This is a genomic window from Pedobacter sp. AC464 (assembly GCF_979253075.1).
On the sequence record NZ_CEEDBV010000001.1, the window covers coordinates 288,213 to 299,867 of the forward strand.

Sequence of the window (11,655 nt, forward strand, 5' to 3'; positions counted from 1 at the left end):
AAAATTTACTTTATATGGCTTGGTTAAAAAGCTTTTTCATCTTTGTTATCGTCTGTAGCTGTTATTTAAATGCTGTTGCACAAAGGCAGGAAATTTTACTGGATCAGGACTGGAAGTTTGCCAAAGGAAGTTTTGTTGATGCATTTACCACTAAATTCAATGATGCTTCATGGGAAACGGTCAGTGTTCCGCACGATTGGGCCATAAGCGGCCCTTTCGATAAAGAAATTGATAAACAGGTTATTGCAATAACTCAAAACGGAGAAAGCAAGCCAACTGAAAAAACAGGCAGAACGGGTGCATTGCCATACATTGGAGAAGGTTGGTACCGCAAAAAGCTCAATCTACCTACCATCAATGCTAACCAAAAAGTGCTTTTGCAGATTGATGGAGCGATGAGCGAACCAAAGGTTTATTTAAATGGTAAGCTTGTTGGCCAATGGAATTACGGTTATAATTATTTCTGCATCGACATAACGGATCACCTGAATAAGACTGGCAATCAACTGGCTATTCACCTTCAGAACAAGCCACAATCATCTCGGTGGTATCCCGGGGCTGGTTTATACCGGAACATTCACGTAATCATCAAAGATAAGAAAAGTGTTGACCAATGGGGGATTACGGTAACCACGCCAGTTGTTAACACGGCATTTGCAAAGGTAAATGTTAAAACGAAATTAACCGGCTCGAACTTGCGTTTAGTTACGCAGATTATGGATGCTGCGGGTAAAGTGGTCGCCTTGGATACAGCGAAAACAATTTTCGGAAATGAAGCGGATCAAAATATACAATTGTCAAATCCAAAGCTTTGGAGCCCGGAAAGCCCATACCTCTACACGTCAGTTTCGAAGGTTTATGAGGGCAACGTACTGAAAGATGTAGTGAAAACAAGGTTTGGCGTCAGGTCAATCAGTTATGATGCAGGTCGCGGTTTTAGTCTTAATGGCAAAGTTAGAAAATTCAAGGGCGTTTGTTTGCACCATGATCTTGGTCCGCTCGGCACAGCCATAAATGTTGCTGCATTAAGAAGACAGTTAACTATTTTAAAAGATATGGGTTGCGATGCCATCCGCAGTTCCCATAATATGCCGTCGCCAGAACAGCTGGAATTGTGTGATGAAATGGGCTTTATGTTCCTTGCGGAAAGTTTCGACGAGTGGGCTAAAGCAAAAGTAGAAAATGGTTATCATTTATACTTTGATACCGACGCTGAAAAAGATATCGTAAACCTGGTTAGCGCAACTAAAAACCATCCATGTATTGTTATGTGGAGTGCCGGAAACGAGGTTCCAGATCAGTTTGGTGCGGAAGGGGTCAAGAGAGCGAAATGGTTGCAGGAAATTTTCCATCGTGAAGACCCTACACGTCCTGTAACAGTGGGTATGGATCAGGTTAAGGCAACCATGCAATCTGGTTTTGGCGCTTTGCTGGATATACCCGGACTAAATTACAGGGTTCATCTTTACGAAGAAGCGAATCAGGCCTTTCCGCAGGGATTTATTTTGGGCTCAGAAACAGCATCAACAGTTAGCTCAAGGGGTATTTACAAGTTTCCAGTAGTTAAAGGCTTCGATAAACAATATGCTGATTTCCAATCTTCTTCTTACGATATGGAATATTGTAGCTGGTCTAACCTGCCCGATGATGATTTTGTGATGCAGGATGACAAGTCCTGGGTAATCGGAGAATTTGTTTGGACAGGCTTCGACTATTTGGGGGAACCCACGCCATATGACAGCAGCTGGCCAGCAAGGAGCTCTTACTTTGGGATTTCCGATTTAGCCGGATTACCAAAAGATCGATATTATCTGTATAGAAGCAGATGGAATAAAGCCTCGCCCACATTGCATATTCTTCCACATTGGAACTGGGAAGGACGGGAAGGGCAGACCACACCGGTTTTTGTTTACACAAGTTATGAAAGTGCCGAACTTTTTTTGAACGGTAAAAGCCTCGGTGTAAGAAGGAAAGATAAAACATCGCCACAAAACCGCTATCGTTTAATGTGGATGGATGTTAAGTACGAACCCGGAACGCTGAAAGTTGTGGCCTTAGATAGCAATGGAAAGGCAGCGCAGGAAGCACAGGTTTTCACAGCTGGAAAACCATATCAAATCGTTTTGCAGGCAGACCGAAAGGAGCTTACAGCAGATGGAAAAGACTTATCATTTGTAACGGTTTCGGTGCTTGACAAGGCTGGAAACCTTTGCCCTACAGCAACTGATGACTTGCAATTTGAAGTTAAAGGTGCAGGCAGGTTTAAAGCAGTTTGTAATGGTGATGCCACCTCACTCGAATCATTCGTAAAACCAAAAATGAAATTGTTTAGTGGTAAGCTTGTGGTAATTGTTCAGTCGGATGGAAAAGCCGGTGAAATCATTCTAAACGTTACCGGCAAAAACTTAAAATCTGGGAAAATCAACATTGTTTCTCGTTAAGCCGCAGGCGCAGGTTTGCTACAGTAAAAACGATATCGTTTTACAGTAAATTTTGTAATGTTAATTTTTACGCATCCTGAATAACAATTGCCGCTTTTTCAAATCCATGGCACAACGGCTTTTTTTGCTTACCTGAAGTTTTTATTCGCTATCGGCGGAGCAAAGTCCTGTTAAGGTATACACGTCAAGTCGAAACTTCAGAATTTGCACGGTCTAATGTGGCAATGATAGCCATTTGATCCCTCTTTTCCCGAACTAAAAAATTCTCGTTCAGGTTTAATATCACTCTTGCAACTGTGAAGGTTAGCGACGATGAATTTGTTGGAAAGGTTTGCGATGCAGCCATGAAATCATCACGCTCAATTTACTTAAGAGGTTAAAGTAAGTTAATATTATGTTCATATAAGGGCGATATGTTTGCACCATTCTAAGGGACCCAGGAATATAACTAATACGGTTTACCACCGATAACTAATTATTTTAACTAATGAAAAAACCTCTACTGCTAACGCGGAAGTTTGCGCTATGTGCTTTAATAGCCACAGTTTTTACCGCCGGGCTTGCAATACCGTCTACCTCCTGGGCAAATTCTAAAGATGGATCGTCGCCAATCAATAATCAGCAATCGGGCACAATCAGCGGAAAAGTTGTTGATGAAAAAAATGAGCCTTTACCTGGTGCAAGCATTGTTATCAGGGAATTAAATAAGATTGTTCAGAGCAATCCGGATGGCACGTTTAAGATTGATGTTCCGGTGGGTACATACAATGTTCAGGTCAGTTTTATATCCTATACAACAGTGATTTTAAGTAAAATCGTTGTAAAAAACGCAGAGGTTACGCCATTGAACGTTACCTTAAAGGGAGAAACCGGCAGTCTTAACGAAGTGCTCGTTGTAGGCTTCGGTACGCAAAAGCGTGAAAACGCGACAGGAGCCGTAGACCAGATTACGTCGAAAAGGCTAGAAAACAGACCAATAACAAACCTTACGCAAGGACTTCAGGGTTTGCTGCCCAACCTGAATTTGAAAATGCTTGATGGTAAGCCTACACAATCGCCAAGCTACAACATTCGTGGTACAACTTCAATTGGCCAGGGTGGAAATGCGCTCGTTTTGATAGATGGTTTTGAGGGCGATCCATCGCTTTTAAACCCTAACGACGTTGAAAGCGTTACAATTCTGAAAGATGCTGCATCTGCCGCAATTTATGGCGCAAGAGGCGTGTTCGGGGTGGTTTTAATCACCACCAAAAAGGCAGAAAAAGGCCGCACTAACATAACTTATTCATCGAACTATGCAATAAAGAGTCCGTTACAAGTGCCCGACTTCGTAACAGATGGTTACACCTGGGCAAAAATGTTTGCAGAAGCTTTTGTAAACGGTGACGGTGCTTTTCCGCAAAACGCCAATAAAACCCAGAAGTTTTCGCAAGCTTATCTTGATGAATTTAAGAAAAGGGCAGAATCCGGCCAGCAGTATAACCAGATAGAGGTAAACCCAACTACCGGCGAGTATACCTATTACGGCAGCACAGATTATTATTCAGAGTTGTATAAGAAAAATACTGCAGCCACCGAAAACAACCTCTCTGTTAGTGGAGGAAGCGATAAAGTTTCCTTCCTGGTCTCGGGCAGATACCTTAATCAGGATGGGTTGTTTAAATACAACAGCGATGATTACGATATGAAAAATATTCGTGCACGTGGTTCTGTGCAAGTATTTCCATGGTTAAGTATAGAAAACAATGCAGATTATTCTGTTATGAATTACCACAATCCAATCAATGTGGGAGAGGGTGGTGGCATCTGGCGAAACATTGCTGACGAAGGAAAACCAACCATGCCGATTTTTAACCCTGATGGGTCTTTAACATTCGCTGCGGCTTACACGGTTGGCGATTTTATCTACGGCAAAAACGGTATAGATACGCGTCGCCAGGTGTTTAGAAACATCACCGGCCTGCGAACTAATTTTTTCAACAATAAATTTAGGGTAAATGCCGATTTTACGTTTAGGAACACCAATAACAATATCGAGCAAAAACGTGTGCAGGTTCCCTACAGTAACACCCGTGGCGTTACCGCTTATGTAGGTACTACAACAAATGACTTGCTTTTTGATAATCGTGAAACCCAATATTTGGCAACGAACATCTACGCTGAGTACGAAAACCGTTTCGGAAACGACCATTACCTGAAAGCGATGGCGGGTTACAACTACGAACAATCTACCTACAACCGAATTGCGGTGCAACGCAACGGAATCATTTTTGAAGATGCTAAAGATTTAAACCTGGCACTCGGACAGTCTATTAGTACCGGCGGTGGCTATGAGCAATGGGCAATTTTGGGCGGCTTTTCCAGATTAAATTACTCTTACAAAGATAGATACCTTTTAGAAGTTAATGCCAGATATGACGGATCTTCCAAATTTCCATCAAATCAACGTTATGGCTTCTTCCCCTCTGTTTCAGCAGGCTGGAGAATTAACAAGGAGTCTTTTTGGAACGTATCTGATAAATTGATTTCTGACTTTAAATTAAGAGGCTCTTACGGTTCTCTTGGAAATGGAAACATTGCTTCTTACGCCTTTCAGGAAATTTTTAACATTAACCAATCAGGTGTTATTTTGAACGGCGTAAGGCCTCAAACCACACGAATTCCGGCTGTGCTACCCGATGGCTTAACCTGGGAAACCTCTACAACCACCAATTTTGGCTTGGATTTAACCATGCTTTCCGGTCGGTTAAGCTTTACCGGCGATGCTTACGTTCGTAAAACAACGGATATGTTTACCTTCGGATTGACACCGCCCGCGGTATTCGGCGCCGATGTGCCTAAAGGAAACTATGCAGATTTAACTACACGTGGCTGGGAAGTTTCCGTAAGCTGGAACGACAAAATCGGCCAGTCTGAAAAACCTTTCAGGTATAATGTGAGGCTAACTTTATCTGATAATAAAACCAAAATCGACAAATATAATAACCCCGATAAGTTATTAAGCGATTATTATGAAGGCCAAACCCTTGGCGAAATTTGGGGCTACGAAACTGAGGGATTTTTTATAGATGATGCCGATATTGCCTCGCATGCAAAGCAGGATCCTCAAATGAGGGCATCACCGACAGGAAAATGGTTTCCGGGTGATATCAAATTGAAAGATCTGAATGGTGATGGTTTTATTAACGTTGGTGAAAACAAAGTTGGCAAATCAGGCGATAGAAGAATTATTGGAAACTCGGCTCCAAGGTATTTGTATGGAGTAAATCTCGGTGCAGATTGGCATAACTTCTCTTTTTCAGTGTTCTTTCAAGGCGTTGGGAAACAGCAATGGTACCCGAGTACAGAAACCGAAATGTTTTGGGGCCAGTACAACAGGCCATACAACAACATCCCAACCTTCCATTTGGGCAACATGTGGACGCCTCAAAATACCGATGCTTATTTCCCGAGAACCATGTCAAGGGCAGCTTCCAGCAATACCAACAGAACCCTCGGCGTTGCACAAACCCGTTATCTGCAAAATGTTGCTTATGTAAGGATGAAAAACTTCCAGGTTGGCTACAATCTGCCTTCAAAATGGATAAACCGAATCGGGATGAGAAGCGCAAAGGTGTTTTTTTCGGGCGAGAATTTATTCACTTACTCGCCAATGTACAAAATTGTTAAGAATACAATCGATGTGGAAAATGCCGTGCCTTCCGATCAGGATTTAAACTCGGGCAGTACTAATGGCGACGGATACAATTATCCGCTGATGAAAAGCTACTCTTTCGGTGTAAACGTTGGATTTTAAAATATTGACAAAAGAATCAAAATGAAAAAATTATATATATGGCTTGGCATGGCTTGCGTAGGTTTCGCCGCCTGTAAAAAACTCGATCAAAAACCGGAATCGACAGCCACAAAAGAAGCAGTTTTTGGAACCGAGAACGGATTAAAACTCTACACTAATTCGTTTTATAACATGGATTTCCTGCCGAAGAATTCGACAAGTCAGGATGCCATGTCTGATTACCTTGCTGTTAAAGCGGTACCCGATTTTGTTCGTGATGGTGGCTTTGCCGCCAACAACAGCTCTGGCTGGACATGGAGAGATTTGAGAAACATCAATTACTTCATTCAAAATTGCAACGAAACTGCGGTTCCGGTTGCAGTGCGCAACAATTATCTTGGCATTGCAAGGTATTTCCGGGCTTATTTTTATATGGAGAAGGTAAAGCGGTTTGGAGATGTGCCATGGATTGGCAAACCCCTGGATATTGATGATCCTGCTTTAAACGCTGGTCGAGATACGCGATCGCTTGTGATGGATTCTGTACTCGCAGACATAAACTTTGCCTGTGCAAACATCAGCAGCACCAACGATGCCAGCCGCACAACGGTTACCAAATGGGTTGCATATGCTTATAAATCAAGATTATGCCTTTTTGAAGGAACCTTTAGAAAATACCATACCGATTTGAACCTTAGCGCTACTGCAAATAAATGGCTTGATGATGCAGCTACAGCAGCAGATGAAATCATTAAAAAAGGTGGTTACTCGCTAAATACTGCCGGTGGCGCAGGTGTATCTTATCGCCAGGTTTTTACCAGCAACACGCCGGTGGCAAACGAAGTACTGCAATCAGCCGTAGCCGATTTAAATTTAGGCGTGCTTAACGAAGCCAACTGGTGGTGGACGAGTGGAACTTATGGCGCAAAGGCCAGCTTTACCCGCACATTTATCAACACTTATCTTAAACTTGATGGCACTCCCTTTACAAATGACCCTGCCTATAAAACAATGTTGTTCAAAGATGAAGTGAAAAACCGTGATTTACGCCTTAAACAAACTATTCGCTTAGGCGATTACAAACGTATAACGAGCGGCCAACAGGTTTCTGCACCCCCGGTTTTTTCTTACACTTTTACGGGTTATCAACCTATTAAGTGGGCCCTGGATGATACCTATTACGACGCCGGCGCTTTAAACACGAATGCGGTTTCATTATTTCGCTATGCAGAAGTGCTGTTAAACTATGCTGAAGCTAAAGCAGAATTGGGTACATTAACAGATGCCGATTGGGTACTTACCATTGGGGCACTGCGCTCGAGGGCAGGTATTACAGGTGGTTTAACCGCTAAGCCTACAACGCTTGATCCATACCTGGTAGCTAACTACTTTCCAGAGATTTCTGATGCCTCACTGCTCGAAATCAGACGGGAAAGAGGTATAGAATTGAGTTTGGAAGGCTTACGTTTCTCTGATTTATTGAGGTGGAAACGTGGCCCGCTTATGGAGCAGGAATGGAATGGCTTTTATGTTCCGGCACTTGTTACCCCCTTGGATTTGAACGAAGATGGCATTTTAGATGTCGCCTTTTATCAGGGCACGCGGCCAAGCCCTGTAGTTGCAGGTGTAACGTACGTAGATGTTTCAGCGAATAGTGGAACGGCAGTAAATTCGCAATTGCTAAAAAACGGCACTTCTGGCGAACTTACATGGATGAAAGAAATTCCAAGAAAATGGAACGACCGAAACTACTACTATCCAATTCCGCTTGCTGATTTACAACGAAACCCGAACCTGAAGCAAAACAAAGGCTGGTAGAAAGTAAACCCAATTATTGAAATGAACAAAAACAATTAATGAAAGCCTCGTTCCGATAATTTGCGCTACCAAGCCTGCATTAAAATAATACCATCTATGAAAAACAACAAATGAGCCTCCACCTTTCGGAGGCTCATTTTTCTTTGTTCATCAAATTTTTTAAAATTGTGTCGCGTTTCGCTAATTCACAGCGTTCAACTAAATAAAAAACATCATGAAAAGAGCGCTTTTGATTTTATTAACGATTTCAACGATTATTTACGCTTCCTGCAAAAAAACCATTGATGGACGAGGTGAGATATATGGTAAATGGAGGCTAACGGAAACCTTAAACGACCCAGGTGATGGAAGCGGGCGGTACGAAAAAGTGAAAGGACCTGCTAAATATTTAACACTTGATAAAGCCGGAAGGTTTGAAGGCGATGCAGTGCCCGAGTTGCAGACTTTTAAAGTTTTGGATTCTATTCGTTTAGAGGTTACATTAACAACGCTTTCCAAGCCCATTACTTATTATTACAAAGTCACTGCTTCTACGCTTGTCTTAAATCCGCCATGTTTTGAAGGCTGCGGTTTGAAATTTGTAAGGCAGTAATCTTTTTTTTGATGGAATAAGAGGTGTTTCAAGTTAATAATCACTAAGGAGACAGTAAAAAACACAACACATCCAAAGTTAAACAGAGGTTAAGTTAATGGTTAATATTAACCTATTGATAATTTAATCTTATATTGATGTTGAGTTAACTTCGTCCCATGAAATTCCCGCTTTATCTCTATTATGAAATCCTTATCCGCCTTGAAGAATTTGTTCCCAACATTGGAGATTACATGTCTGCAACAGAAAAAGAAAATGATTGCCTGATAAAAACAACTACAGGACAATTGCTCGTTCCGAAGGCTATACTGATGAAGCAGTTCGACGACCCAAATTTTATCTCCAAATCGGAGATGGTGCAGTTAGGCCAAAACTTTCAGTTGGGTGGGCGGTTATACAACAAGCTTTAAATGTAAATAACTTGCAGCTCAATCATTAGCGTATCAAAAAACTGATTTTACATTTTCCACAATTCTTGAAAACTTAACCTCCAGGTTGTTTTAAGTTAAGATGCCTTTGCCAGTTTTGCAGCATAAAACCACCATATGCAAAACACAACAAATATTACTTCAGATTTGCAACAGTTTATCCTAAAGTTTGAACCGAGTAAATTCAAACTCATGTCTTACGGAATCGAAATACGTGGGCTTTATGATTTGCATGGCAGCATGTTACGGGCAAGGGATATTATCGAAAACCTCGGACTAAACCTAAAAGTAAATCATAATGCGGAAATGCTTAGCTATCGCGGGTTCGAGGTAAATATCGTTTAGCGGAAAAGCTTAACATGCATTGAACTATGTTTAACCTTAAATTTACAACAGCTATTTAACTTTGTTTTGGCCTTTGCTCGTTAGGCCCTTATTTGGTTATTAACGGATTGGTACAATTGTATCAGTCCGTTTTTTTTTGATTTGAAAGCTGTAAAAATGTTCAAATGTTCAGCGAGTTTAGGTTCAAAATTTAAAAGCCTAGTAAGCATATTAAAATCGAACAGATAATTTCAATCGATTGAAATTGACTTTTAAGTTAGTTGTGGCTTTGCCAGCATTTTGAGGTTCATTTTGCCGAATATTTTTGCTATAATGACTCAAACAAACCAAATATTCCGTGATATGAGTTTTCGATACGCATGGTGTTTGAGCCCCAACAAGCTTTTATTCCTCATTTTTACAGTGCTTTCTTTTTTCTACGCTCAAGCCGGTGCGCAGATTCCGGTTAAGATAGACGATAGCACTCCACATCAGCTATTTTCCTTTAACGAAATCGACATGCTCGAAGATGTTTCCGGAAAATTGACTTTTGGCGAAATTCTCACAAGTCAGGTACAAGGTAAATTTAAGCCCAACACCAACCGGATTCCGAAAAATGAACATCCGGGTTCAGCGTACTGGTACAAGTTTAGGATAGGACACAATGCTGCTTCGTCAAATAAATGGATGCTTGAATTTTTCGATCAGTCGATAACAAACCTGCAACTCTACATTCCCGATGGTTTCAACAGCTACCAGGTAAAACATTTTGGTACCGATTATAATTTTTCGGAACGGGTTTACGCCCATAAAAACTTCACCTACGATTTGGAAAACAAATCAAACGATTTGTTAACCTATTACATTCGCGTTAAATCGCCCAACCCAGTGAGCGCAATTATTGTGCTTCGGGAGTTAAAATGGTTTGTTGGTTACGCGGTTAGCGAATATTTTATTTTTGGCCTTTTCTACGGCATGATTATCGTTTTTTGCCTCTACAACTTATTAATGTTTTTTGCTGTAAAGCGCAGGCAATATCTTTTCTATGTTTTGTATAACCTGGGTATTGGCCTCTACGAAATGTGTAACGATGGAATTGCCTTTCAATACCTTTGGCCAAACCATCCTTCGGCAAACATTTACGGTTTTGGCGTTGCCCTTTTTATAAGTAGCATTTTTGGAATGCTGTTTACGGTAAATTTTTTATATCTAAAATCCAAAGCACCGGGTTTTTACAGGGCGGTTCTTGTATTTATTGGTCTTCGTACCCTTTTCTTTCTGGCCTGTATTTACGATACCAGACTTTTCAATTTAAAGGTTATTGAGCTTTTGCCACTGATGTTGGTGTTTTCCGCTGGCGTTTATGTTTACCGTAAGGGTTTTAAACCAGCGCTCTTTATAGTTATTGGCTATGGCTTTCTCCTTTCGGGATTTATAGTAAAAATATTGCTTCTGTTAAAGTGGATACCTTATGGAACGCTTGTTTATTATAGTTTAAGCATCTGTTTTGTAATTGAAATGGTGCTTGTATCCTTCGCCATCGGGAGCAGCATCCGCAGCCTGCGTAAAAAGAAAACCACGGCACAAAAACGTATCATCGAACAATTGCGTATTAATGAGAAACTCACGCAAACATTAAATCATGAGTTAACGGCCATGGTAGAAGAGCGCACAGCGGAAATTAAACAGAAAGCCGAAATCATCGAAAGGCAAAATATAGACATCTCATTGATGAACTCTCTGCTTAAGAAAGACAATCTTGAACTTAACCTGAATATTGAAAAGGCAACCAGGGCCAGGCTGACGGCGAAGGTGCCAGATTTTGAGGAATTCAGCCGCATTTATCCCGATAAGGAAAGCTGCTTCAAATTTATTGCAGATCTAAAATGGCAGAAAGGCTTTAGCTGTAAAAAGTGTAATAACGAGAGTTTCCTTGCAGGGCAAACTTTATTTAGCAGAAGGTGTACGCGTTGTGGTTATGACGAATCAGTTATTACAGGAACGGTATTTCAAAATGGACGAATCCCAATTACGAAAGCGTTATATATGCTGTTTTTAGTGTACAGTTCAAAGGGAACGATTTCATCTTACAAGCTTGCTCAAATTTTGGATATACGGCAAAGCACCTGCTGGACTTATAACTCCAGGATGCAGAGGTTGTTTCATGAGCGTAAGGAAGAGCTTAAAAAAGCAGGTGAAGCAGGGTGGAGCCGCTTGGTTCTCGATTAGGCTTTGTGGTGGGTATGCTTACGCAAGCTGAATCAAAAACTCTTTTTT

General features: G+C 41.2%; 7 protein-coding genes. All 7 read left to right on the forward strand.

The features are described 5' to 3' along the window. Nucleotides 1-14 precede the first annotated feature (14 nt). Nucleotides 15-2,441 carry a DUF4982 domain-containing protein gene (locus AC0IWT_RS01210; RefSeq protein WP_471795622.1) on the forward strand — a complete coding sequence of 809 codons (2,427 nt, stop codon included), beginning with the start codon at nt 15-17 and terminating at the stop codon, nt 2,439-2,441. A 487-nt stretch (nt 2,442-2,928) separates the two neighbouring features. Then, nucleotides 2,929-6,237 (forward strand): SusC/RagA family TonB-linked outer membrane protein, encoded by a 3,309-nt coding sequence (locus AC0IWT_RS01215; RefSeq protein WP_471795623.1) that lies wholly within the window; start codon nt 2,929-2,931, stop codon nt 6,235-6,237. Between the two features lie 21 nt (nt 6,238-6,258). Beyond that, nucleotides 6,259-8,034, forward strand: coding sequence for a RagB/SusD family nutrient uptake outer membrane protein (locus tag AC0IWT_RS01220; RefSeq protein WP_471795624.1), 1,776 nt, complete (start codon nt 6,259-6,261; stop codon nt 8,032-8,034). A gap of 214 nt (nt 8,035-8,248) precedes the next feature. Continuing rightward, nucleotides 8,249-8,626, forward strand: a complete 378-nt coding sequence (locus tag AC0IWT_RS01225; RefSeq protein WP_471795625.1) for a hypothetical protein — start codon at nt 8,249-8,251, stop codon at nt 8,624-8,626. 158 nt (nt 8,627-8,784) lie between these two features. Continuing rightward, nucleotides 8,785-9,036 (forward strand): hypothetical protein, encoded by a 252-nt coding sequence (locus AC0IWT_RS01230; protein ID WP_056870808.1) that lies wholly within the window; start codon nt 8,785-8,787, stop codon nt 9,034-9,036. A gap of 135 nt (nt 9,037-9,171) precedes the next feature. Continuing rightward, entirely contained in the window at nt 9,172-9,399 is a 228-nt protein-coding gene (locus AC0IWT_RS01235; RefSeq protein WP_471795626.1) for a hypothetical protein, read from the forward strand. A gap of 342 nt (nt 9,400-9,741) precedes the next feature. Next, nucleotides 9,742-11,607, forward strand: a complete 1,866-nt coding sequence (locus tag AC0IWT_RS01240; RefSeq protein WP_471795627.1) for a 7TM diverse intracellular signaling domain-containing protein — start codon at nt 9,742-9,744, stop codon at nt 11,605-11,607. Nucleotides 11,608-11,655 lie beyond the last annotated feature (48 nt).

Coding starts and splice junctions, on each gene's coding strand:
- AC0IWT_RS01220 (WP_471795624.1), top strand. CDS start 6,259: ATGAAAAAATTATATATATGGCTTGGCATGGCTTGCGTAGGTTTCGCC.
- AC0IWT_RS01240 (WP_471795627.1), top strand. CDS start 9,742: ATGAGTTTTCGATACGCATGGTGTTTGAGCCCCAACAAGCTTTTATTC.
- AC0IWT_RS01215 (WP_471795623.1), top strand. CDS start 2,929: ATGAAAAAACCTCTACTGCTAACGCGGAAGTTTGCGCTATGTGCTTTA.
- AC0IWT_RS01235 (WP_471795626.1), top strand. CDS start 9,172: ATGCAAAACACAACAAATATTACTTCAGATTTGCAACAGTTTATCCTA.
- AC0IWT_RS01210 (WP_471795622.1), top strand. CDS start 15: ATGGCTTGGTTAAAAAGCTTTTTCATCTTTGTTATCGTCTGTAGCTGT.
- AC0IWT_RS01225 (WP_471795625.1), top strand. CDS start 8,249: ATGAAAAGAGCGCTTTTGATTTTATTAACGATTTCAACGATTATTTAC.
- AC0IWT_RS01230 (WP_056870808.1), top strand. CDS start 8,785: ATGAAATTCCCGCTTTATCTCTATTATGAAATCCTTATCCGCCTTGAA.